Raw genomic sequence first — 22394 nt, 5'->3', positions numbered from 1 at the left:
ATGGCTATCCCGAAACTCGCCAGCTACCCCATGCCCACCCCGGACAGCTTCCCGGCCAACAAGGTGTCCTGGCGCCTGGACCCATCCCGCGCCGTGCTGCTGATTCACGACATGCAGGAATACTTCCTGGATTTCTACGGTGAAGGCAGCCCGCTGGTCAAACAACTGGTGGACAACATCGTTGCGTTGCGTGCCTGGTGCCATGCCCACGGCGTGCCGGTGGTGTACACCGCCCAGCCGTCGGAGCAGAGCCCCGAGGACCGCGCCCTGCTCAACGACATGTGGGGCCCGGGCCTGACCAGCGCCAGCCGCCAGGTGCAGCAAGTGGTGGCGCCGCTACGCCCTGAGCCTCAGGACACCGTGCTGGTGAAATGGCGCTATAGCGCTTTCATCCGTTCGCCTTTGGAGCAGATGATCAAGGAAGGCGGCCGTGACCAACTGATCGTGTGCGGCGTGTACGCCCATATCGGCTGCATGGTCAGCGCCACCGAAGCCTTCATGCGCGACATTCAGCCCTTCTTCGTTGGCGACGCCTTGGCCGACTTCTCCGAAGAAGAGCACCGCATGGCCCTGCGCTACGTGGCCACCCGCAGCGGCTACGTGATCGCCAACCAGGCCATCATCGGCGCTTCTGCCAAAGCGCCGTTGGACCTGCCATGGCTGCTGGCCCAGGTCCAGCCGTTCCTGGACGCCGACGATGGCGAGCCTGAGCCGGACGACAACCTGATGGATTTCGGCCTGGACTCGGTGCAGGTCATGACCCTGATCGGCAACTGGCAGCGTGAGGGCCTGGACGTCAGCTTCGCCGATCTGGCCGCCAAGCCAACGTTGGCTGGCTGGCTGGCCGTGCTGTCGAGCAAGCGCTGATCCCTTTTTTCAGCCGCCCGGGCAGGGCGGCCTTTGGCGAGTTTTATTCATGAATACGCTGGATTTCAGCAACAAATGCGTGTGGGTCACCGGTGCCGGGCAAGGTATCGGTTTGCAGGTGGCTTTGCGCTTCCAGGCCGCGGGTGCCGAAGTGCTCGGGTTCGACCGTGCCTTCAATGAAGCCGAGTACCCGTTCAAGACTGTGCAACTGGACGTTACCGACGCCAACGCCGTCGAGCAGGTCTGCCAGGAAATCCTCGGCCAGCACCCGCGTATCGACGTGCTGGTCAATGGCGCGGGCGTGCTGCGCCTAGGCAACAGTGACGAACTGTCGGTCGCCGACTGGCAAGCGTGCTTCGACGTCAACGTATCGGGCCCGTTCTACCTGTTCCGCCAACTGGTGCCGGTGTTCAAGGCCCAGGGCAAGGGGGCGGTGGTCAGCATCGCCTCCAACGCCGCCCACGTGCCGCGCATGCAGATGGCGGCGTATTGCGCGTCCAAGGCGGCCATGGTGTCGTTGAACAATTGCATCGGCCTGGAGCTGTCCGCCTATGGCGTGCGCTGCAACCTGGTGTCCCCGGGTTCCACGGACACCCCGATGCTGCGCGACATGGTCGGCGGCCCCCAGGGTTTCGACCGCCTGGTCGCCGGCTTGCCGGAGCACTACAAGCTCGGCATCCCGCTGCGCAAGATCGCTACGCCGGATGAAATCGCCAACGTGGTGCTGTTCCTGGCCTCGGACCTGGCCAGCCATGTCACCCTGCAAGACCTGGTAGTCGACGGCGGCGCCACCCTGGCCGCCTGAGTTCGTCACCCCTCCCTGCAGCGGACCCGGCCGTTCCCCCGGGCCCGCTGCAACCGTTACCCGCTTCGCGCACCCTGGATGAACGCTTCATCCAGGGTGGCTTCAGCAAAATGGTCGAGAAACGCCTGCCCGCTGCTGAATTTCAGGAACCTGCGCCGATGAATCAGATGGAACACATCGCAGTGTTCGGTGATTTCATGGATGTGGTGGGAAGACACCACAATCGTCGCGCCCTCGTCCCTTGCCTTGCGCAGCATCGACCAGATGTAATGCCTCGACTCAGGGTCCACGCCTGCCGTGGGCTCATCCAGGATAATCAACTCGTTGGGTAGCGACAGCAGCGACAACGTGAAGAAGAACCTGATCTCCCCGTAGCTGCAGTAGGCCGGGCGTTTCTTCAAGGTGGCGGCATACTTGCCGGCAAGGAACGGGTCCCAGCGCTCGAACTTCGCCAGCGTGTCGCGCATGGAAACCGCACGGTTGCAGGACAGCACAGCCACCAGCTCATAAACCTCGCGCATCGTCAGGTTCGCTGGCATGCCCAATGTCTGCGACAGATAGGAGCGCGCCGCGCAGTTGACGTCGAGCGTACCGGAGTCCGGCTGGCGAATGGCGCAGAGCAGGTCGAAGAACGTGGTTTTCCCCGCGCCATTCGGCCCGATAATGCCGGTTATCTGTTGCCGACCAATATCGATGTTCGCGCGATCGAAAATGATCTTGTGGGCGAAACGAAGGCTGATGTCCCTGGCGCTGATCATCAATAGCGGCTCCATACGGGGTTGGTCCGGAAGGTTTTTATCGTGACCAGCGCCGCCCCCAGTAGCAGCGCCGCACTGCAGCCCAGGGCCACGAATGGAACCTGGGAAGCTTCCATCACCCGTTTGGCCACCACAAACGGATTCAGCGCGGTGAACCACTGCACGGTCGGGCTCCCGGCTTGCGTGCCCATCAGTGCCGTCATGATCCCGCAGAACAGCAGCACGGAAATCAAGGTGTTGGCGGTCTGGAATTTCAAGCGGGCATTGGCAAGCAGCAAAGCCGGAGTGCAGAAACCCAGGAAGCACACGTAAAAGCGAAGGGTGAGGGAAACCGCCTCTTGAAGGTCATAGGGGCCGAATGCAGGCTTGGTGATCAGATAGAAAGCGCAGGCGTACAACAGCGACACGAGGGAGTAGCTGATGAAATGGCTGGCAAGGAACACGGCTTTCGCGGTGCGGGTGTGCATGAATGACCGCACGAAACCACTTTCCCTCCGGCCGATCAAGTAGAAGCAGAAGCCGAAAAAGGCCACGCTTGAGGCGATGTAGGCGTAGAACCAGGCGGTCGCCACGGTGTAGTCAAGCAGTGCTGCGGAATGACGGTTATAGGACAGAAGGTAGAAAAGCGCCGCGGGTGAAATGATGGTCCATATGAGTGAAAGGGGCTCTCTTATTTGCTCCAGGGCGAAAATCAAAGTAAGGGATGCAACGCGTCGTGGTAGGGATGGGGTCATGGAAAGGGCACCATTGTTTTCAAACGGTCGGGGTTCATCTTTGGCTTTTACGGATTCCAGGGGGAGTTGTGGCGCTGCCACAGATTTGCAATAAGCAAATAAAGCGGAGCAGATGAGGGTATTGAATTGAACACAAAGAGGGGCCAGTGAACTAAGCCTACTCCCCAGCGCTTAGGTGCATATCTTTAGTTTCGAATGTAGGGCAAGTCAACTGCGGTGAGGGGGCGGGGCTATTGGTTCAATGAGGTGAATCACCGTATTGTAGTACCCGTCTTACGGGCAACTCCGAGGTGCGCGTAGGTCAAATATGAAATTTAATACTAGTGGCAGGCTTTTCCGTCTTATCGTAAAAAAGCTTTAGGAGGGCTCTGATAATAAAGTAGGAAATTTCCTTAGTTGGTAGATGAACAGTCGCATAGGGTCGATATGTTTCATTTTGTTTTTTGACGAGCGGTCGCGTTTTTGGAAACAGTGGCATTTATTGATTCTCGACCGGTTGTAGGGGAGGCGGACCTCCCCACGGAGTCTTCTAAACCAACACCCCGCGCCCCGGGATCGCCTCCAGCAACTCGCGCGTATACTGATCCGCCGGCCGTCCCAGCACCCGGCTCGCCGGCCCTTGCTCCACCACCTCGCCACGCCGCAGCACCACCACTTCATGGGCGAGGCTGGCGACCACCGCCAGGTCGTGGGACACCAGCACATACGCCACGCCCAAATCAGCCTGCAAACCGCGCAGCAGGTCCAGGATCTGCGCCTGCACCGATACGTCCAGCGCCGACACCGGTTCGTCCAGCAACAACAGGTCCGGTTTCAACGCCAGGGCCCGTGCAATGGCCACGCGCTGGCGCTGGCCGCCGGACAGTTCGCGAGGCAGGCAGTCCAGGTAACTGGCCGGCAGTTGCACCTGGTCCATCAGTTGCCGCGCCGCCTGGCGCAAGGGTTCGCCCTTGAGCAGGCCGAAGGACACCAGGGGTTCCACCACGCTTTCGAAAATGGTGAAGCGCGGGTTGAGTGACGCGAACGGGTTTTGCTGCACCAGTTGCATGCGTTGACGCAGGGGGCGAAATTGCTGCCAGGTGAGCTGGGTGAGGTCCTGGCCGTCGAAGCGCACCTTGCCTTCGCTGGCGGTTTCCAGGCCCAGGGCGATGCGCAGGCTGGTGCTCTTGCCCGAGCCGGACTCGCCGACGATGGCCACGGTTTGCCCCGGGTGCACGTTCAGGCTCAGGCCCTGCAGTGCCCGGAAACTCTGCACGTGGCCGCCGCGGGCAGGCAGGGGGTAGCGCTTGCCGATGTTTTCCAGGCTCAGCAAGGGCCGCGAGGCGCCAGAGGGCAGGGGCACGGGGCCTTGGCCCTGGCCAAAGGCCGGGGCCGCTGCCAGCAGTGCGCGGGTGTAGGCCTGGCTGGGGGCGCCGAGCACCTGGCGCGCCGGACCCTGCTCCACCAGGTGGCCGTCTTTCATCACCAGCACGCGGTCGGCGCGGTCCGCGGCCACGCCCAGGTCGTGGGTAATGATGATCAGTGAAATACCCCGGGCCTGCACCAGCTGTTCCAGGTGGTCGAGGATGCGCCGCTGCACGGTCACGTCCAAGGCGCTGGTGGGTTCGTCGGCGATGATTACCTTGGGGTTGCCGGCCAGGGCAATGGCGATCAGCACCCGCTGACGCATGCCACCGGACAGCTCATGGGGGTACTGGCGAGCGCGCAGGGCAGGGGTGTCCAGGCCGACCTGGGTCAACAGGTCGAGCACGTCGGCGTCCAGCGCCGGGTACCGCCGGCCGTGGGCCAGGATCAGGCTTTCACCGATCTGCCGGCCGATGGTCAGGGTCGGGTTGAGGCTGACCATGGGGTCCTGGGGCACCAGGCCGATGACTCGGCCGCGCAGTTGGCGCTTGACCCGTTCACTGGCGTGGCTGATGTCGGTGTCGGCTACCCGCAGGCTGCCGCGGCTGATGCGCGCGCTGGCCGGCAGCAGGCCGAGCAGGGCGCTGGCCAGGGTGGTCTTGCCGGAGCCCGACTCGCCGACGATGGCCAGGGTCTCGCCCTGGTTCAGGCTGAAGGACAGCTGCCGAACGGCTTCCTTGACGCGGCCAGCAGTGTGGTAGCTCACGCTCAGGTCACGTACGTCGATCAGGGCGCTCATGATTGGACTTCCTCAAGGGTGCGGGCGATGTGGTTGAGGCTGAACACCACCAGTACGACCACCAGGCCGGGGAGCAGCGACACCCAGGGGGCGGTGATCAGGAACTGGCGGCCGTTGGCGATCAGGGTGCCCCATTCCGCGGCGGGTGGCTGGGCGCCGAAGCCCAGGAAGCTGAGGCCGGCGGTGGCCAGGATGGCGGCGCCGAAGTCCAGGGTGGCCAATACCGCCACCGGCCCCCAGGCGTTGGGCAGCACGTGGCGCAGCAGGGTACGGCGCCAGCTGGCGCCGCCCAGGCGGGCAGCTTCCACATAGGGCAGGGTCTTGACCCGCAGCACTTCAGCGCGGGTGGTGCGGGCAAACCCGGGAATGATGCCCACCCCCACCGCGATGGCGACCGGCAGAGTACCGAAGCCGATGGCGGTGACGATGGCCAGGGCCAGCAGCAGGCCGGGCAGCGCCAGCATCACGTCGATCAGGCGCATCACCACGGCGTCCACTCGCCCGCCGATGAAGCCGGCCACCACGCCCAGGCCCAGGCCGCACACCATCGCCAGGCCCACCGCCAGCAGCGCGGCGAGGATGGACAGGCGCGACCCGTACAGCACCCGGGTGTACAGGTCGCGGCCCAGCTCATCGGTGCCGAACCAGTGTCCAGCGCCCGGTGGCAACAGCTTGGCCACAGGGACGGTGGCGTACGGGTCGACGCTGGTGAACAGCCACGGTGCCAGGGCCGCCAGCAGGCTGCCGAGCACCAGCACAACGGCCAGCACGAACCCGGGGCGGCGCAGCAAGGGCAGCGCCACGTCCAGGGTGCGCCGCAACCGGCCACGGGGTTGCCAGTGGGGGCGGTGCAGGTCAGCGGGGGCAAGGGTGGTATCGGTGGCAGTCATGTCAGGTCACCTTGGGCGCGTGGCTGATGCGCGGGTCGAGAATGGGGTACAACAGGTCTACCAACAGGTTGACCAGCACAAAAGCGGCGGCCGACACCGTGACCACCCCCAGCACCACGGGAATGTCCTGGCGCAGCACGGCTTCCTGCACCAGCCGGCCGACGCCGTTGCGGGCAAAGATGGTCTCCACCAGCACGGCGCCGGACACCGTGTTGCCGACTTGCAGGCCCACCAGGGTCAACAGCGGCAGCGCTGCGTTGCGAAAGCCGTGGCGGGCCTGCACCTGGCCACGGCTCAGGCCCTTGGCCTGGGCGGTGAGGATGTAGGGCTCGCGGGCTACATCCAGGAAGCCGCGCTGCAGTACCTGGGCATAGACCGCGGCGCTGGGGATCGCCAGGGTCACCGCCGGCAGCACCAGGCTCGTCACGCCGACACTGCCGGTTGATGGGAACCAGCCCAGGCTGAAGGCGAACACCTGGATCAGCAGCAGGCCCATCCAGAACACCGGCACCGAGAAGCCCAGGGCCGGCAGGCGCGACAGCGCGGTCTTCAGCGGCTGCCAGCGAACGTACGCCGCCAGGTAGGCGAGCCCGACACCCCCCGCCAGCGACAGGGCGATGGCGCTGGCGGCCAGGGCCAGGGTCTGCGGCAGGCGCTCGGCGAGGATCGCCGTCACCGGCCGGTTAAGGGTCAGGGACTGGCCCAGGTCACCGTGCAGAACGCCCCACAGCAAGTGCCCGTAGCGTACCAACAGGCCCTGGTCCAGGCCGTAGTAAACCTTGGCCTTGGCCAATTGCTCGGGCGTCAGGGCGTCGATCTCCATGCCCGAGGCGTTGAGCATGATCGACAACGGGTCGCCTGGCAGCAGGTAGAGGATGAAGTAGGTGATGGTGAAGGCGCCCCATAACACCAGCAGCGCCTGGCCTATGCGGCCCAGCAGGTAGCGGCTCATGGGCTGACCTCGATGTCGTTGAGGAAGGCGAAGCCTTCGGCGCTCCAGCGGAAGTTGTGCACCCGCGGCGCCGTGGCGGCCTGCCACACGCGTTCGAACACCGGGATGGCCACGCTCTGGTCGATCAGGAAGTCCTGCAGGTCACCGTAGGCCTTGGCGCGCTGGTCGGCGGCAGTCGCGGTCAGGCCGACGTCGAACAGGCCTTCGGCGTGGCTGAGGATCGCTGGCGGATAGGTATTGGTGGCCATGGTCGGGCTGATGGCGCTGCGCGGGTCGAGGATGGTCTGCAGTACGATCGGGTCGGCACGGGTCATGTAGGAGAACGTCAGGTCATAGTTGCCCGCGGCGTTGGCAGTGAACCATTCGGCGGTGGTGCGCACCTTCAATGCCAGGTCGATGCCCACTTTGCGCAGTTGGTCCTGGATCAACACATCGCCCGCCGTCTCCTTGGTGGGCACGTTGTATGACAGGCTCAGGCGCTTGCCGTCCTTCTGCCGGTAGCCGTCGGCCCCCAGTTTCCAGCCGGCCTTGTCCAGCAGCGCGGCGGCGCCCTGCGGGTCATAGCCCAGTTTGGCGCCCTGGCTGCGGAAGTACGGCGTGGTGACGTCATAGACGCCATCCACCACGGGGAACTCGGGGCTGTACACGGTGCTGGCGTAGGTCTTGCGGTCGATGGCCTTCTGCACGGCCAGGCGCACGTCGGCGTCGGCGAGGATGCGGTCGCCGTGGGTATTGGGATACAGGTTCCAGGCCGGGCCGGGTAGCGAGCGGCTCTGGATGGTGGCCTTTTTGCTTTGCAACAATTTCAGGTCGACGTCGGCGAACGGGTTGCGCGGCCACAGGATGTCCACCTGGCCCTGCAGGAACTGGCCATTGCGCACACTTTCTTCCGGTACGTAGGTCACTTCGACGGCGGCAACGTGGGACTCGCCCTTGTTCAGCACGTTGGCCGACGCCCAGGCATAACCGCTGCGTTTGACCAGCTTGAGGCCCGACTCGGGGGTGTAATGGTCGAGCACGAACGGCCCGGTGCCGATGATCGCGCCCAGGGAGCGCTCCTTGGCGGTGTGGCGGTAGGATGCCGGCGCCAGGATGGCCAGGTTGGTGGTGGACGTGGCTTGCAGGAAGCCGGCGTTGGGCGTGCTCAGCACCAGCTTGATGGTATGCGGGTCAATCACTTCCGCGTGGTCGTAGCCGGCCAGGTAGGTGGCGCCGAAGGCACTGGGCACCTCGGCCGTGAAGGCCTTGTCGCTGTCGAAGGCGGTTTTCACGGCCTGGGCGTCGAAGGCCTCGCCGTTGCTGAAGGTCACGCCTTGGCGCAGGTGGAAGGTATATTCGCGGGCATCGGCGCTGACGTCCCAGCGCTCGGCCAGCCAAGGGATGATCTGACCGGTCTGCGGGTCCTGGTCGGTGAGGGATTCGACCACGTTGCGCAACACCACCCGGTGCTCCAGCCAGTAGACCTGGAAGGGGTCGAGGCTGACCAGTTGCGTGTTGTCGCCGAAGAAAGCGATCTTCAAGGTGTTGGCGGCCTGAGCGTCGGGGTGCGAGGGCGAGCAGCCCGCCAGGCCCAGGGCCAGGAGGATGGCCGCGCTGGCCAGGGTTCGTTGTAGCTTCAAGGGCTGTTCCTCATGCAAAAAGGCCGCACGCCGGTGGGGGCGATGCGGCCGCTGGGTCAGAAGTCGTAGGCGAGCTTGGTGTACCAGGAGCCGCCACCGGGGTAGAACGGCGGGTTACCGTACGGGGCCAGGCCCAGGCTGCTGTACACCGCATTCTTGTCGGGGCGCACGTCGAAGATGTTGCTGCCGCCCAGGCTTACGGTCAGGTGGTCGAAGAAGGTGTAGCTGACGTCCAGGTCGGTGAGCCACTTGGCGCCGAAGCTGCGGTCGCCGCTCTCGTTCACCGCCAGGGTCGACACCGAGCCGTAGCGGGTGGTGGTCAGGTTGGTGTTCCAGTTGCCCACCTTCCAGTTGGCCCCCAGGATCCATTTGGTCTTGGGCAGCGCGTCGGTCAGGTCGCCTTCGCGGTTGCGGCCTACCAGTGTCACGCCGGCATTGGCCAGCGAAGCCGGGGTGTCCTTGGCATCGGTGATGGTGGTCTTGTTGTAGTTGAAGGCCGCGCTCCAGCGCACGTCGCCGAACGCGCCGAACGGTGTCGTGTAGTCGGCCACCACGTCCAGGCCGCGGGTGCGGGTGTCGAAGGCATTGGTGTAATAGTCCACCCAGGTGCCGGCGGTCACGCCCTGGGCGGCCAGGATGCTGTTGACCACGCCGTCGCCGTGGTCATAGATGGCACTGGTGAGTGCGATGCGGTTCTGGATGTCCACCAGGTAGGCATCGGCGGTGACGCTGGTGCGCGGCGCCGGTTGCCAGGTGATGCCCAGCCCCAGGTTCTGGGATTTCTCTGGCTTCAGCGCGCTGCCACCCAGCGCCTGGGCCAGGCTGCTGTCCGACGGCGTCAGGCGCGTGGTGGCGGGCACCACGTTGCCGTTGACGTCGGTGTTCACGCGGCTGTCGGTGGTGGTGTAACCGGTCTGGGTCAGCGACGGGGCGCGCACGCCGGTACCGACGGTGCCGCGCACCGCCACGGTGTCGGTCAGCTTGTAGCGGCTGTTGAATTTGAGGCCCAGCTTGTTGCCGTTGTAGTCGTCGAAATGCTCCAGGCGCGCGGCCACGTCGGCGTACCAGCGGCTGGTCAGGTCAAAGCCCAGGTCCAGGTAGGTGGCGTAGGTATTGCGGATCAGGTCCACTTCGTCTTCGGGGCGGATGATGACCGAGGCCTGGGCACCACTGGCGGCATTGTAGGTACCGGTTTCGTAGGAGTCCGCAGAGCCTGCGAAGGTGCTGAAGCGCTCCCATTTGTGCTCGATACCGGTGGACACGGTCACTGGCACGCCCAGGTTGAAGGGGTTTTCGAACCGGCGGCTGAAGTCTAGGTTGTTCACCCACTGGTCGGACCGGAAGGTGGCCAGGTTGTTGAAGCTGGTGGGCGAGTCCACGCCCAGCGACGGGTTGAGGTTGAGCTCGCTGGAGTATTTCAGCGTATCCCGGCCGTAGCTGGTGCTCAGGTCATAATTCCAGCCGCCCACGTCACCCTTGCCGCCGAACACGAACTGGTAGTCGATGTCGCGCAGGTTGTTCACCGGGTAGTAACCGTCGGGGAAAATCTCCGGTACCGAAGCCGTGCCATTGGGGAAGCGGTAGTAGTTCTGGATCACCGCCTTGCGTTCGCCATAGGTGCCGAAGGAGTACAGGGTTACGTCATTGAGCGGCAGCTCGGCGTTATAGCCCACGTTGTAGGCCTTGAGCTCGGGGTCGCCGTTCTTGATCGCCACCCGGTCCCAGCTGGCTTCCTTCACCGGGTCGTTGTAAGCCTTGATGGTGCTGTCGGCCTTGCCGTCCCACGAGGCGTAGCCACGTTTGCGGGCGTCGGCGGACAGGTGCAGGAAACCGCCGTTGTCGCCCAGCTTGAAACCTTCGTCGGCGGCGATCTTCTTGGTCGCGCCTTCGCCGGAAAACAGCTCGCCATAGCTGGTTTCCACATGGCCGCCCGCGTCCTGGGACTTGAGAATGATGTTCACCACCCCGGCCACGGCGTCGGAGCCATAGCGCGCAGCGGCGGCATCCTTGAGCACCTCGATGTGGTCGATGGCGCTGATGGGGATCATGTCGATATCGACGACATTGGCGCCGCTGTTGTCGGTGGAGCCTTGTTGAATGGCCGCACCCAGGTGGCGCCGCTTGCCGTTGACCAGCACCAGCGTGTACTCCGGCCCCATGCCGCGGTTGCTCAGCGGCCGGGTAGTGGAGTTGAAACCGGCGATATTGCTGCCAAAGGTAAAGGACGGCAACAGCTTGGCGATGGCCTCGGACAGCTCGGCACGCCCAGTCTTGACCAGTGCATCATTGCTGATGATATCGGTAGGCGTGGAACTGTCGACCAGGGTGCGCTGTTGCGCCCGGGCGGCTTCGGCGCTGGTGGTCACCGTCACGGTCTTGAGTTGCGTGTCGGCGGTCGTCGTATCGGCATTGGCCAGGGGCGCGGCCGTAGCCAGCCATACGGAAACGCTCAGTGCGCAGAGCGGGAACGTCTTGGGTTGCTTGGGTAAAGGGGAGTACGGCATGTCGGGCGTTGTCCATTAAAGCTGACACTGGCCCGTGGTGGGGGTACAGGTTCCATTTCCTGAAGGCAATCGTTTGGGACGGCAAGGGTGGCGTCTGGGTTTGATAGTATTTTCATAACAAACGCATTGGAAAGTCTTTTTTGGAATAATGATATCATTCAAAATATGCATTAAAAAAAATCTAATTATGCGGTCAAGTTATGTTCTGTTTCCTGCAGCCCCGCGCAGACCCTCTCGACGTGGCTTCTCGGCTGACGAGGCGTTGTACCAGGCTGCGCCAGCGGGGCGTGACCGTGGTCGCGGGCGGGGCGGAGGCGGGGTGCCAAAAAGAAATTTAGTTCTGATATTGCCTTGTTGGAATTTATATTCCATAACTAAGGCAATCAAAACAACAATTCAAAAGGCACTCTCATGCGTGAACTGGGTATCGGGCTCATCGGCACAGGTTTCATGGGGCGTGCCCACGCCCTGGCCTTTCGTAATGTCAGCGCGGCGTTCGAGCTGCCCGTCAACCTGCGCCTGGCGGCGCTGGCCGACGCCGACCCTCAGCGCGGCGCCGAATGTGCACGGGCCTGGGGCTTCACCACGGCCCACAGCGACTGGCAGCGGCTGATCGACGACCCGGCGGTGCACCTGGTGGCGATCACCACCCCCAACCACCTGCATTTTCCCATGGCCATGGCGGCCTTGGCCGCGGGCAAGGCCGTGTATTGCGAAAAGCCCCTGGCCGTGAGCCTGGAGCAGGCCGAGCACATGCACCGGGCGGCGCAAGCGGCGGGGGTAGTCACGCGAGTAGGGTACAACTACCAGCACAACCCGATCATCGAACGGGCCCGGCAGATGATTCGCGGGGGTGAACTGGGACAGATAATCAGTTTCGACGGCGAATTCTGCGAAGACTTCATGGCCGACCCTGCAGCGCCCTGGTCATGGCGCTGTGAGCCCAGCCATGCCGGCGGCGCGCTGGCCGACCTGGGCAGCCATTTGTTGGCCATGGCGCGCTTCCTGATCGGCGATGTACAGGCGGTATGCGCCGATAGCCAGACGGTGCATGGCCAGCGGCCAGCCGCTGCGGGCAGTAGCGAACGCAAGGCCATCGTCATCGATGACCACACCCAGGCGCTGCTGCGCTTCGCCAACGGCGCGCGGGGCACCTTCAGCAGCAGTTGGCTCAAGCACGGCTACAAGAACCACCTGAGTTTTGAAATCAGCGGCACCCTGGGCACCTTGTCGTTCGACCAGGAGCGGCTCAATGAACTGCGCCTGTGTCGCGCCGGGCGCGAAGGCTTCGAGCGTATCCTGGCCGGCCCGACGCTGCCCGGTTATGCGGCCTTCAGCCCAGCGCCGGGGCACCAGCTGGGCTACAACGAACTCAAGACCCTGGAAGTGCATGAACTGCTCATGGCGGTGGCGGGCCAGGGGCAGGCCGGCACGGACTTCGCCGAGGCCCTGGCGGTAGAGCGGTTGGCGGCCGCCATCCGGGTGGCGGCGCGGGAGGAACGGTGGGTGCAGGTGGAAACGGTCCAGGCCAAGGGCCGGTAGTACCATTCACGCTACGCACTCAACCTTCACGCTCGAACCGCTCGACGATCAGCGGCATCACCCCCAGCACCAGCAAGGCCAGGACCGTACTCAGTACCGCCGTGGCCTCGCGGCCCATGCCGGCGGCCACGCCGATGGCCGCCGTCATCCACAGCCCTGCCGCGGTGGTCAGCCCTTTCACGTGGTGCACGTCTTCGGCATGGCCTTTGAGAATGGTGCCGGCACCCAGAAAGCCGATACCGGCCACCAGCCCCTGCACCACTCGACTGATCGCCGCCGGGTCGGCGCCAGCCATCTGTGGCACCAGAATGAACAGCGCTGCACCCAGCGACACCAGCATGTGCGTGCGCACCCCGGCGGCCTTGCCCTTGTGCTCGCGCTCGAACCCCAGCACCCCACCCAGTATCGCCGCCATCAAAAGCCGGACGGCCACCCGCGTGAGCTGCGAGGCATCGGTGATATCGGCAAATTCTTCTTGGAGCGTGGACCAGGCTTCTTGCCACCAGGCGTTCATCTTCAAGGCCTTTACAGGGGAATGAAAGATGGACCGTGGGCGGCGACCGGAGTGCCCGGTTGCGCGTGCAATCGACCAGGTCACCCACGGGTTGCGAACATGCTGCGCGACTACTGCGCCCCGAACATGCCGGTCCAGTAGATACCCGCATCGCTTTTCGGGTCGGTGGCATACGCCGCGCCCAGGTCGCGGAACTGCGGGTTCATCAGGTTGGCGCAATGCCCGGGGCTGGCCAGCCAGCCGGCCACGACCTTGGCCACGCTGTCCTGCCCGGCGGCGATGTTCTCGCCCAGCGCCTGGGCGTTGTAGCCGGCCAGTTCGGCGCGGTCGCCCGGGGTATGGCCGTCGTGGTCCAGATGGTCGAAATAATTGCGGTTGGCCATGTCCTGGGCATGGGCCTGGGCGACCTGGGCCAAGGTGGCATTCCACGCCAAGGGTGGCGCCGGGCTGAACGCCTGGGCACCGCAGGTGTGGGGCTGGGCGCGTGCCGTATTGAGCTGGGCCAGCAACTTCTGGCCTTCGGCCTGGGCATTGCCCAGGTTGCTGGGCAGCAGCGGCCGCGCCACCACGATGCGCCAGTCCTGCCCCTGGTGGCTGACGCCGATGTCGATGAACTGCGGGTCCAGCACCACCTTGCAGAAGCTTTCCTGTACGGCCGCCATGGCCGCCTGGGCATCCCGCGGGCCCGACAGGCTGATGGCCTGCACGCTGACCATCGGGTAGCCCGCGCGTGCCATGGCGTCGCGCAGGTCGCCACTGCCGCTGGCCGGCAGCACCAGCCGCGGGTCGACGTTGAGCGGCGGCAATTCATGGGACGCCTGGCCGTCGCACCGCTGCACCTGGCCACGGAACTGGTTGATCGAGTCGATCAACGGCGACTCGTCACTGGCGGCGGCATGGGCGGCCAACGTCAGGCCCAGGGAGCAGGCGGCCAGGCGCAGGACGGGGGGCAAAGCGGGCATGGCGGTCTCCAGGGGGCAGACAACTGAGGGACGTTGCTAGGCTCTGTACGAAATGCATCCCAACTCGGCCATGCTGCGTTGAAAACAGGCTCGGAATGCTCATTTACAACACGTAAACTCCGCTTCCTCGCCTGTTTTCGCCTTGCCTGACCTTCGCTGGAATACATTTCATACAGACCCTAGGGTATCTGCAAACCGTGCACGAATGCACGCTTAGCGCGGTTATCTCGAGTTTGAATGAAGTGGGGCGAAGAAATTCCCTGGTGAAGATGAAAGTCTCGCTCTATCGCTGCCCAATACGGCGGCTATTAGCCCTATGCGCAAGAGGCGGCTAGGCTGTTTCTACCGCCATCGTGCGTCGATAGGTGGGAACCTGACAAGGAGATAATAACGATGGCAATGCCTGTCCAACCTGCCGAGGATTGCGGTCCAGGCACCTTGATTGCTGCAATTCGCCATTGCCCCGTGGCCTCGCCGACCCGCTGAAGGCGCCGCGGGCCTCGCCCCTGTGTTGCTGAAATTGCCCCTGCTGCCTCGTGCCTTCAGCGCCCGTGGCAGCCGCACGCAGCCAACCATAAGGTAAACAATCATGGCAACCGAATCGAAATGCCCGTTCAACCATGCCGCCGGCGGCGGTACCACCAACCGTGACTGGTGGCCGAACCAGCTGAACCTGAAAATCCTGCACCAGCACTCCGAACGCTCCGACCCCATGGGCGAGGGCTTCGACTACGCCAAGGAATTCAAGAGCCTGGATTTCGCCGCGGTGAAAAAAGACCTGCTGGACGTCATGACCCACTCGCAAGACTGGTGGCCCGCCGACTTCGGCCACTACGGCCCGCTGTTCATTCGCATGGCCTGGCACAGCGCCGGCACCTACCGCACCGGCGATGGCCGGGGCGGCGCCGGGGCCGGCCAACAGCGCTTCGCACCGCTCAACAGCTGGCCCGACAACGTCAGCCTGGACAAGGCCCGCCGGCTGATCTGGCCGGTCAAGCAGAAATACGGCCGCAAGATTTCCTGGGCCGACCTTATCGTGCTGACCGGCAACGTCGCCCTGGAATCCATGGGCTTCAAGACCTTCGGCTACTCTGGCGGCCGCCCGGACGTATGGGAGCCGGACGAAGACGTGTACTGGGGCTCGGAAAAAACCTGGCTGGGCGGCGACGTGCGCTACGGCAACGAACAGCTCAAGGCGCAGCCACCTGGCGACGGTACCCTGGTGGCCGAGCCCGACCTGCACGGCACCGAGACCAGCCGCACCGACAATGGCCGCCACCTGGAGAACCCCTTGGCGGCGGTGCAGATGGGCCTGATCTACGTCAACCCGGAAGGGCCGGATGGCCACCCCGACCCCGTCAAATCCGGCCTGGACATCCGCGAAACCTTCGGCCGCATGGCCATGAACGATGAGGAAACCGTGGCCCTGATCGCCGGTGGCCACGCGTTCGGCAAAACCCATGGCGCAGGCCCGGCCGACAATGTAGGGGCCGAGCCGGAGGCCGCGGGCCTGGAGGAACAGGGGTTTGGCTGGCGCAACCGTTTTGGCACCGGCAAGGGCCCCGACACCATCACCAGTGGCCTGGAGGTGACCTGGACTTCCACGCCTACCCAATGGAGCAATGAATACCTGGAAAACCTCTTCGGCTTCGACTGGGAACTGACCAAGAGCCCGGCGGGCGCCAACCAATGGACGCCGAAGAACGGTGCCGGGGCTGGCAAGATTCCCGACGCCCATGACCCGACCAAACGCCGCGCCCCGAGCATGCTGACCTCGGACCTGGCCTTGCGCTTCGACCCTGTCTACGAACCCATCGCCCGGCGGTTCCTGGCCAACCCTGACCAGCTCGCCGACGCCTTCGCCCGTGCCTGGTTCAAATTGACCCACCGTGACATGGGCCCGCTGGCCCGCTACCTGGGCCCGGAAACGCCGACGGAAGAGCTGCTCTGGCAGGACCCGCTGCCCCAGGCGGTTCACGCCCCCCTGAGTGACCAGGACGTGGCGGCCTTGAAGGCCAAGATAGTGGCCTCGGGCTTGAGCATCGGTGAACTGATTTCCACTGCGTGGGCGGCGGCGTCCACGTTCCGTGGCTCGGACAAGCGTGGCGGTGCCAACGGCGGGCGCTTGCGCCTGGCCCCGCAGAAAGACTGGGAAGCCAACCAGCCGGCGCAGCTGGCCAAGGTATTGCAGACCCTGGAAAACATCAGGAGCGAGCAGGGCGCCAAGGTGTCCCTGGCCGATCTGATCGTGCTGGCCGGCAACACCGGGGTCGAGCAGGCCGCCAAGAATGCCGGCCATACCGTCAACGTGCCGTTCTCCCCCGGCCGGGTCGACGCCTCTCAGGAGCAGACCGACGTCGAGTCCTTCGGTTTTCTGGAGCCCATCGCCGATGGCTTTCGCAATTACCTCAAGGGCCAGTACACCGTCTCGGCCGAAGCGCTTTTGGTGGACAAGGCGCAACTGCTGACCCTCACCGGGCCGGAAATGACCGTGCTGGTGGGTGGCTTGCGGGTGCTGGGCGCCAACGTCGGGCAGAGCCAGCATGGGGTATTCACCGACCGCCCAGGCAGTTTGACCAACGACTTCTTCGTCAACCTGCTGGACATGGGGGTAGAGTGGAAGCCGACCGGGGGTGGCACCGACACCTTCGAGGCACGGGACCGCAAGAGCGGGGCGGTGAAATGGACGGGCACCCGGGTAGACCTGGTATTTGGTTCCCATGCGCAGTTGAGGGCGTTCTCGGAAGTGTACGGCAGCGCCGATGGCCAACAGAAGTTCGTCACCGACTTCGTTGCTGCCTGGGCCAAAGTCATGGACCTGGACCGCTTCGACCTCGCCTGACACCGCACGCCCCTTCGACGCGGCCAGGTCCGCTGCTACAGCGCGTAGCAGCGGACCCGGCCGCGTCCTGGGCACCGCGCAGCTTCAGGCACACCGCATGTACCTTTGGTCCGCTGCTACAGCAGCGCGGTGTGCTCGATGATGGTCGCGTAGTCCATGGCCAGGTTGCTCAGCGATAAGGCGTGCACCGCTTCGGCAGGCCAGTGCCGGCCGTTGAGGTCGACCTTGTCGAAGGTGTAGCAGGCGTCGCCGACCACTTGCGTGGAAAAACCGAGGTTACCCGCGCTGCGCGCCGTGGACTCCACCGAGTTATTGGTGACGACCCCGGCAATCACCAGGCGGCCGATGCCCCGGGCATGCAGCCAGCGCTCCAGGCCGCTGGCCGCGAAGGCATCGGGCACGTTCTTCTCGAACACGGCCTCGTCGGGCAGGGGTGTGAAAGCAGGCTGAAACTCGCAGCCGGCCTGGCCCGGCCAGAATACCGAACCCGGTTGCCGGGACACATGGCGCACATGCACCACCGGATAGCCCCGGTTGCGCCAATGGGCGAGTACGGCAGCCAGGTGCGTTTCGGCGTCAGGGTTGTTGCGCCGGCCCAGGCGTGGATGGTTGATGCCATTTTGCATGTCGATGATCAGCAAGGCTGCCGGGTGGACATGGCCGGTAGACATGGGACGCTCCTTCTGCCAAAGGCCGGAGTCTATCATCAGAGAGTCTACCGATTGCACGTGCCGCAGGAGCCGACCATGACCGCAGCCACACGCACCCTCGTCAGCCGTGAGCCCTGGTGGGCGAAGCCGCCTGAGCCCGGCCAGGACGAAACCACCTGTGAATGGGGCTGGCTGGAAATCTACTCCGACGGCACCTTCCACTTCGACCGCACCCGGCCCACCGATGAAGAAATTCGCCACCGCAAAGGCTGCCGGGTAGCGGCGGAGCATTGACCCGCCAACGCCTGGCCCATCACGGCCCCAGCACCAGGTGTTCGGCCAGGAAGTCCACGAACGCCCGCAGCTTGGGCAGCGGCTGGCGGCTGCCTGGCCACAGCAGCGAGAACGTCCCACCTGCCATCAGCCGGTCATCGAGGATGCTCTGCAATTGCCCGTCGCGCAGGTACTGGCCCACGGCGAAGTCCGGCAGGTAGGCAATGCCCAGGCCGCTGATGGCGGCGCCGATCAAGGCTTCGATGTTGTTGAAGGTGAGGGTGCCGGGCAGTTCCAGCGCCGGCAGCCCTTCGCGCCCCTCGAACGTCCACGGCTGAACCTGGCCACTGCTGTGAAACCGGTAGAACAGGCACGCATGGTTGCGCAGTTGTTCAGGCGTGCCGGGCGTCCCATGCTCGGCGAAATACGCGGGTGCACCTACCAGTACCAGGCGGAAGCTCCCCAGCGTGCGGGCCTTGAGCCGGGAGTCGACGACATCGCCACTGCGGATCACCGCGTCCATGCGTTCGGCAATCACGTCGACCATGCGGTCACTGAAGTCCAGGTCCAGTTCGATCCTGGGGTAGCGACGGGTGAATTCCGGCAGGATGGGCACCAGCATGCGGTAACCCAGCGCCGGTGAGCTGATGCGCAGCCGGCCCTGGGGAGCCTCGCGCTGGGCCAGCAGCTCGGTCTGGGCTTCCTCCAGTTCCTGCACCACGCGCCGGCCGCGTGCATAGAACAGCTCGCCGGCCTCGGTCAGGCTCAGGTGCCGGGTGCTGCGGTTGAGCAGGCGAACCCCCAGGCTTTCCTCCAGCCGCGCCACGCTCTTGCCAATGGCCGAGGGCGATACCCGCAAACGTTGGGCCGCCCCGACAAAGCTGCCCAGCTCTACGGCGCGAACGAAGGCGGTCAGGCCGCTAAGGCTTTCCATGCACACTCCTTTATGGACATTTTGTCCGCTTAGAGGGGACTCATGGCCTGTTTTTCCGCGATAGGAGACATCCTATCCTCATGGCCTCGAATCTGGCCACAGGATGTTGCTCATGACCTCTGCTCCTGCTCCCCGTTACGGTTTGCTGGCCGTGTGCCTGGCCGCCGTTATCTTGCCGTTGAGCTTTTCCGCTGGCGCCATCGCCACCCCGGCCATTGGCCGTGACCTGGGTGGCAGCCCCCTGGCCCTGGCCTGGATCACCAACGCCTTCATGCTGACGTTCGGCAGCCTGCTGCTGGCTGCCGGTACCCTGGCCGATACCTATGGACGCAAGCGCCTGTTCGTCACGGGCGTGGGCCTGTACGTACTCGTTTCCCTGGCGCTGGGCATCGCCCCCAGCGTGCTATGGCTGGATACCCTGCGGGCCATGCAGGGTGTCGCCGCGGCGGCGGCACTGGCCGGTGGCTCGGCGTCGCTGGCCGAACTGTTCGACGGTCACGCCCGCACCCGCGCCTACAGTGCCCTGGGTAGCAGCTTCGGGGTCGGGCTGGCCCTGGGCCCGATTTTATCCGGTTGGCTGATCAGTCAATTGGGCTGGCGCGCGGTGTTCGTCACTGCAGCACTGATCGGTGCCCTGGCACTAGTGCTGGGTGTACGCCACTTGCGCGAGTCCCGCGATCCGGCTGCCGGGCGCGTGGATGGTGTGGCCACGGTGCTGTTCAGCGCCGCGCTGGGGCTGCTGACCTGGGCGATCATGCAAGTGCCGGTTGATGGCTGGGCCAACCCTGCCGTCTGGGGCAAGCTGTTGGCCGCGGCACTGCTGCTGGCCGGTTTCGTGGTTAGCCAGCAACGCGCCGCGCGGCCAATGCTGGACCTGTCCCTGTTGCGCTACCCACGGTTCCTGGGCGTGCAATTGCTGCCCATCGCCACCTGCTATTGCTTCGTGGTGCTGCTGGTGGCGCTGCCGTTGCGCTTTGTCGGCATCGAAGGCCGTAGTGAAGTCGACGCCGGCCTGGCCATGCTCGCCCTGTGCGGGCCCATGCTGGTGGTGCCCAGCGTGGCTGCCTGGCTGGTACGGTTTGCCTCCGCCGGGGTGATTTGCGCGTTGGGCCTGGTAGTGGCAGCGTTTGGTTTGTGGTGGCTGGGGCGCATCGACGCGGGGGCCCATCCCTTGGCCTGGGTAGCACCGATGCTGGTGATCGGGGTGGGCACCGGCCTGCCTTGGGGCCTGATGGACGGGCTGTCGGTGAGCGTGGTGCCCAAAGAGCGTGCGGGCATGGCCACGGGAATTTTCAGTACCACGCGGGTGGCGGGCGAGGGCATTGCCCTGGCGATAGTCACCGCGCTGAGCAGTGGTCTGATCGCTCGGCAGCTGGGCCTGGCGCTGCCATGTTTGCCCGCGGATCAAGTCGCGCAGGCCGCGCAATACCTGGGCGCGGGGGAAATGACCCAGGCCCGGGCGCTGCTGGGCGCGGCACCGCGCGAAGTGCTGGCCGCTGCTGTCGCCAGTGCCTTCGCCGAGGTCACCTGGGCCCTCATCGCGATCACTTTGGCATCGGCAGCGGTGGTGCTGCTGTTCCTCGCGGAACGGCCGGTGACCGCACAGCAGACGGGCCTGGCAGCCGAATTCGACTGAACCCGCGGCAAAGGCTGGCGGTCACTTGCATGTTGCCACCGACCCGACAAGGAGTCCGCCATGCGACCTTTGCACTTGACCAGCCTGACCTGTGCCGCCCTGCTGGTAGCGGCGTGTTCCAGCCACCCGCCAGCCATGTGGGGGGCGGGCGATCCCGCCAGCCTGCAGGCGCTGCCGCCCGACCAGGCCTACCCGGAGCTGTTCGAAGCCGTCCAGCGCGGCCAGGTGTTCACCGACCAGAAACACTTCGTCGACGCCTTGCCCAAGCGTGACCCGGCGCGTATTCGTGCCGATTACCTGGCCCAACGCGAGCGCTCGGACTTTGACCTCAAGGCGTTCGTCACCGCCAACTTCATCGAATCCGGCGAAGCCGAGAGCCCTGCGCCCAAACCCGGGGCACCCATCAAGGAACACATCGACAAGCTCTGGCCGGTGTTGAGCCGCAGCTACAGCCAGGTCCCCCAGTACAGCAGCCTGCTGCCGTTGCCCCAGCCCTATGTGGTCCCCGGAGGGCGGTTCCGTGAGATGTACTACTGGGACTCGTACTTCACCATGCTCGGCCTGGAGCAAAGCGGCGACAAGGCCCAGGTTCGCCAGATGGTCGACAACTTCGCCTACATGATCGATACCTACGGTCACATCCCCAATGGCAACCGCACCTACTACCTGAGCCGTTCGCAGCCACCGTTCTTTGCCTACATGGTGGACCTGGAGGCGCGTATCGAAGGTGACCAGGCCTATAGCCGCTACCTGCCGCAATTGCAGAAGGAATACGCCTACTGGATGGACGGCGCCCAGGCCCTCAAGGCTGGCCAGGCGATTCGCCATGTGGTCAAGCTGCCTGACGGCAGCCTTTTCAACCGGTATTGGGACGCCAGCGCTTCGCCGCGCCAGGAATCCTGGATGCAAGACGTCAAAACCGCCGAGCAGGTGCCCACCCGGCCGAAGGAAGAGGTGTGGCGCGACCTGCGCGCGGGTGCCGAGAGCGGGTGGGACTTCAGTTCCCGCTGGCTGGGCGACAGCAAGAGCCTGACCAGTATTCGCACCACCTCGATTGTGCCGGTGGACCTCAACAGCCTGATGTACCACCTGGAAAAAACCATCGCCAAGGCCTGCCAGGCCGCGGCCGACAGTGCCTGTACGCAGAACTTCGACCAGCGCGCCCAACAGCGTCAGGTCGCCATCGAGACGCACCTGTGGAACAGCGCTGGCGGTTATTACGTGGACTACGACTGGCGGCAAGGTCAGCAACGCCCGGCGCTGACGGCTGCCGCGGTATTCCCGCTGTACACCGGCGTGGCCTCCCAGGCGCATGCCAAGGCGACCGCCGATGCGGTGCGCAACGGCCTGCTGCGCCCGGGCGGCCTGGCCACTACACAGGTCAGCAACGGCCAGCAATGGGACGAACCCAACGGCTGGGCGCCCCTGCAATGGGTGGCCGTGCAGGGCTTGAGCCGCTACCAGGAAACCGGCCTGGCCGCGCAGATCGGCACCCGCTTCCTGCATCAGGTCCAGAACCTCTACAGCGTGCAGGACAAGCTGGTGGAGAAATATGACCTGTCGGGCCTGGGCGAGGGCGGTGGCGGCGGTGAGTACGAACTGCAGGACGGGTTCGGCTGGACCAACGGCGTGACGCTGAAGCTGTTGCAGAAATACTCCACGCCTTACACCGCCGGTAAATAGACGTAATGGTCTAAACATTGCGCCCCTCGTAGCAGCGGACCTGGCCGCGTCAGGACTCCCTGCGGTATACCTGATACCGCGCGGCG

Annotated in this window: 18 protein-coding genes and 1 pseudogene; 7 read left to right on the top strand and 12 right to left on the bottom strand. The window is 64.8% G+C overall.

Annotation, left to right across the window (positions count from 1 at the left end; all coding sequences use genetic code 11):
* Both HWQ56_RS15860 and dhbA read left to right on the top strand, forming a co-directional pair.
* Nucleotides 1-867, top strand: coding sequence for an isochorismatase (locus tag HWQ56_RS15860; RefSeq protein ID WP_176571106.1), 867 nt, complete (start codon nucleotides 1-3; stop codon nucleotides 865-867).
* A 49-nt stretch (nucleotides 868-916) separates the two neighbouring features.
* Complete coding sequence (gene dhbA / locus HWQ56_RS15855; protein WP_158157560.1) at nucleotides 917-1672, top strand: 2,3-dihydro-2,3-dihydroxybenzoate dehydrogenase; 756 nt, start codon at nucleotides 917-919, stop codon at nucleotides 1670-1672.
* A gap of 56 nt (nucleotides 1673-1728) precedes the next feature.
* Here dhbA and HWQ56_RS15850 read toward each other — a convergent pair whose 3' ends face one another.
* The 8 genes and pseudogenes from HWQ56_RS15850 to HWQ56_RS15820 form a co-directional block, all read right to left on the bottom strand.
* Nucleotides 1729-2430 (bottom strand): AAA family ATPase, encoded by a 702-nt coding sequence (locus tag HWQ56_RS15850; protein WP_176571105.1) that lies wholly within the window; start codon nucleotides 2428-2430, stop codon nucleotides 1729-1731.
* Nucleotides 2430-3164, bottom strand: a complete 735-nt coding sequence (locus HWQ56_RS15845; RefSeq protein ID WP_176571104.1) for an ABC transporter permease — start codon at nucleotides 3162-3164, stop codon at nucleotides 2430-2432. Before HWQ56_RS15845 ends, HWQ56_RS15850 begins: the two co-directional genes overlap by 1 nt.
* Nucleotides 3165-3693: 529 nt before the next feature.
* A complete protein-coding gene (locus HWQ56_RS29480; protein WP_425331968.1) occupies nucleotides 3694-4506 on the bottom strand; it encodes an ABC transporter ATP-binding protein in 813 nt (270 codons plus the stop codon).
* A 15-nt stretch (nucleotides 4507-4521) separates the two neighbouring features.
* Nucleotides 4522-5307 (bottom strand): annotated as a pseudogene (locus HWQ56_RS29475) (ABC transporter ATP-binding protein); the annotation flags it as partial.
* Nucleotides 5304-6197, bottom strand: coding sequence for an ABC transporter permease (locus HWQ56_RS15835; RefSeq protein WP_158157564.1), 894 nt, complete (start codon nucleotides 6195-6197; stop codon nucleotides 5304-5306). The gene HWQ56_RS15835 and the pseudogene HWQ56_RS29475, both read right to left, overlap by 4 nt.
* 1 nt (nucleotide 6198) lies before the next feature.
* Nucleotides 6199-7149, bottom strand: coding sequence for an ABC transporter permease (locus HWQ56_RS15830; RefSeq protein WP_158157565.1), 951 nt, complete (start codon nucleotides 7147-7149; stop codon nucleotides 6199-6201).
* Complete coding sequence (locus HWQ56_RS15825; protein WP_158157566.1) at nucleotides 7146-8768, bottom strand: ABC transporter substrate-binding protein; 1623 nt, start codon at nucleotides 8766-8768, stop codon at nucleotides 7146-7148. Before HWQ56_RS15825 ends, HWQ56_RS15830 begins: the two co-directional genes overlap by 4 nt.
* A 56-nt stretch (nucleotides 8769-8824) precedes the next feature.
* Complete coding sequence (locus HWQ56_RS15820) at nucleotides 8825-11272, bottom strand: TonB-dependent receptor plug domain-containing protein (RefSeq protein ID WP_176571102.1); 2448 nt, start codon at nucleotides 11270-11272, stop codon at nucleotides 8825-8827.
* Between the two features lie 411 nt (nucleotides 11273-11683).
* Between HWQ56_RS15820 and HWQ56_RS15815 the strand changes: the two genes are divergently transcribed.
* Nucleotides 11684-12814, top strand: coding sequence for a Gfo/Idh/MocA family protein (locus tag HWQ56_RS15815; RefSeq protein WP_176571101.1), 1131 nt, complete (start codon nucleotides 11684-11686; stop codon nucleotides 12812-12814).
* A gap of 19 nt (nucleotides 12815-12833) precedes the next feature.
* Here the strand turns inward: HWQ56_RS15815 and HWQ56_RS15810 are convergent, their stop codons facing one another.
* Nucleotides 12834-13328 (bottom strand): MgtC/SapB family protein, encoded by a 495-nt coding sequence (locus HWQ56_RS15810; protein WP_176571100.1) that lies wholly within the window; start codon nucleotides 13326-13328, stop codon nucleotides 12834-12836.
* 110 nt (nucleotides 13329-13438) lie between these two features.
* Nucleotides 13439-14290 carry a CAP domain-containing protein gene (locus HWQ56_RS15805; protein WP_176571099.1) on the bottom strand — a complete coding sequence of 284 codons (852 nt, stop codon included), beginning with the start codon at nucleotides 14288-14290 and terminating at the stop codon, nucleotides 13439-13441.
* A gap of 589 nt (nucleotides 14291-14879) precedes the next feature.
* Here HWQ56_RS15805 and katG point away from each other — a divergent pair.
* Nucleotides 14880-17132: a catalase/peroxidase HPI gene (katG, locus tag HWQ56_RS15800; RefSeq protein WP_176571098.1), complete on the top strand. Its 2253-nt coding sequence runs from the start codon at nucleotides 14880-14882 to the stop codon at nucleotides 17130-17132.
* Nucleotides 17133-17248: 116 nt separating this feature from the next.
* Here the strand turns inward: katG and HWQ56_RS15795 are convergent, their stop codons facing one another.
* Nucleotides 17249-17803 (bottom strand): cysteine hydrolase family protein, encoded by a 555-nt coding sequence (locus HWQ56_RS15795; protein WP_176571097.1) that lies wholly within the window; start codon nucleotides 17801-17803, stop codon nucleotides 17249-17251.
* Nucleotides 17804-17878: 75 nt separating this feature from the next.
* Here HWQ56_RS15795 and HWQ56_RS15790 point away from each other — a divergent pair, with 75 nt between their 5' ends.
* Complete coding sequence (locus tag HWQ56_RS15790; RefSeq protein ID WP_176571096.1) at nucleotides 17879-18076, top strand: hypothetical protein; 198 nt, start codon at nucleotides 17879-17881, stop codon at nucleotides 18074-18076.
* Between the two features lie 19 nt (nucleotides 18077-18095).
* Here the strand turns inward: HWQ56_RS15790 and HWQ56_RS15785 are convergent, their stop codons facing one another.
* The gene (locus tag HWQ56_RS15785; RefSeq protein WP_176571095.1) at nucleotides 18096-18989 is read right to left on the bottom strand and encodes a LysR family transcriptional regulator; all 894 of its coding nucleotides are present in this window, start codon (nucleotides 18987-18989) and stop codon (nucleotides 18096-18098) included.
* A gap of 103 nt (nucleotides 18990-19092) precedes the next feature.
* On the opposite strand from HWQ56_RS15785, the gene HWQ56_RS15780 reads away from it, so the two are divergent.
* Both HWQ56_RS15780 and treA read left to right on the top strand, forming a co-directional pair.
* A complete protein-coding gene (locus HWQ56_RS15780; protein ID WP_176571094.1) occupies nucleotides 19093-20625 on the top strand; it encodes an MFS transporter in 1533 nt (510 codons plus the stop codon).
* 60 nt (nucleotides 20626-20685) lie between these two features.
* Nucleotides 20686-22308, top strand: a complete 1623-nt coding sequence (gene treA / locus HWQ56_RS15775; RefSeq protein WP_176571093.1) for an alpha,alpha-trehalase TreA — start codon at nucleotides 20686-20688, stop codon at nucleotides 22306-22308.
* The last annotated feature ends 86 nt before the right edge of the window (nucleotides 22309-22394 follow it).

Origin of the sequence: Pseudomonas eucalypticola, assembly GCF_013374995.1 — a bacterium.
Taxonomy (GTDB): Bacteria; Pseudomonadota; Gammaproteobacteria; order Pseudomonadales; family Pseudomonadaceae; genus Aquipseudomonas; species Aquipseudomonas eucalypticola.
The sequence above is the reverse complement of the archived record's forward strand: the minus strand, read 5'-3'. Positions and strand labels throughout refer to the sequence as shown.

What these genes read in the sequence shown, in the direction of transcription:
- HWQ56_RS15820 (WP_176571102.1), bottom strand. Translation starts at nt 11,272, where the DNA reads ATGCCGTACTCCCCTTTACCCAAGCAACCCAAGACGTTCCCGCTCTGC.
- HWQ56_RS15785 (WP_176571095.1), bottom strand. Translation starts at nt 18,989, where the DNA reads ATGGAAAGCCTTAGCGGCCTGACCGCCTTCGTTCGCGCCGTAGAGCTG.
- HWQ56_RS15810 (WP_176571100.1), bottom strand. Translation starts at nt 13,328, where the DNA reads ATGAACGCCTGGTGGCAAGAAGCCTGGTCCACGCTCCAAGAAGAATTT.
- HWQ56_RS15835 (WP_158157564.1), bottom strand. Translation starts at nt 6,197, where the DNA reads ATGACTGCCACCGATACCACCCTTGCCCCCGCTGACCTGCACCGCCCC.
- HWQ56_RS15830 (WP_158157565.1), bottom strand. Translation starts at nt 7,149, where the DNA reads ATGAGCCGCTACCTGCTGGGCCGCATAGGCCAGGCGCTGCTGGTGTTA.
- katG (WP_176571098.1), top strand. Translation starts at nt 14,880, where the DNA reads ATGGCAACCGAATCGAAATGCCCGTTCAACCATGCCGCCGGCGGCGGT.
- HWQ56_RS15805 (WP_176571099.1), bottom strand. Translation starts at nt 14,290, where the DNA reads ATGCCCGCTTTGCCCCCCGTCCTGCGCCTGGCCGCCTGCTCCCTGGGC.
- HWQ56_RS15860 (WP_176571106.1), top strand. Translation starts at nt 1, where the DNA reads ATGGCTATCCCGAAACTCGCCAGCTACCCCATGCCCACCCCGGACAGC.
- treA (WP_176571093.1), top strand. Translation starts at nt 20,686, where the DNA reads ATGCGACCTTTGCACTTGACCAGCCTGACCTGTGCCGCCCTGCTGGTA.
- HWQ56_RS15790 (WP_176571096.1), top strand. Translation starts at nt 17,879, where the DNA reads ATGACCGCAGCCACACGCACCCTCGTCAGCCGTGAGCCCTGGTGGGCG.
- HWQ56_RS15815 (WP_176571101.1), top strand. Translation starts at nt 11,684, where the DNA reads ATGCGTGAACTGGGTATCGGGCTCATCGGCACAGGTTTCATGGGGCGT.
- HWQ56_RS15845 (WP_176571104.1), bottom strand. Translation starts at nt 3,164, where the DNA reads ATGACCCCATCCCTACCACGACGCGTTGCATCCCTTACTTTGATTTTC.
- HWQ56_RS15780 (WP_176571094.1), top strand. Translation starts at nt 19,093, where the DNA reads ATGTTGCTCATGACCTCTGCTCCTGCTCCCCGTTACGGTTTGCTGGCC.
- dhbA (WP_158157560.1), top strand. Translation starts at nt 917, where the DNA reads ATGAATACGCTGGATTTCAGCAACAAATGCGTGTGGGTCACCGGTGCC.
- HWQ56_RS15795 (WP_176571097.1), bottom strand. Translation starts at nt 17,803, where the DNA reads ATGTCTACCGGCCATGTCCACCCGGCAGCCTTGCTGATCATCGACATG.
- HWQ56_RS15850 (WP_176571105.1), bottom strand. Translation starts at nt 2,430, where the DNA reads ATGATCAGCGCCAGGGACATCAGCCTTCGTTTCGCCCACAAGATCATT.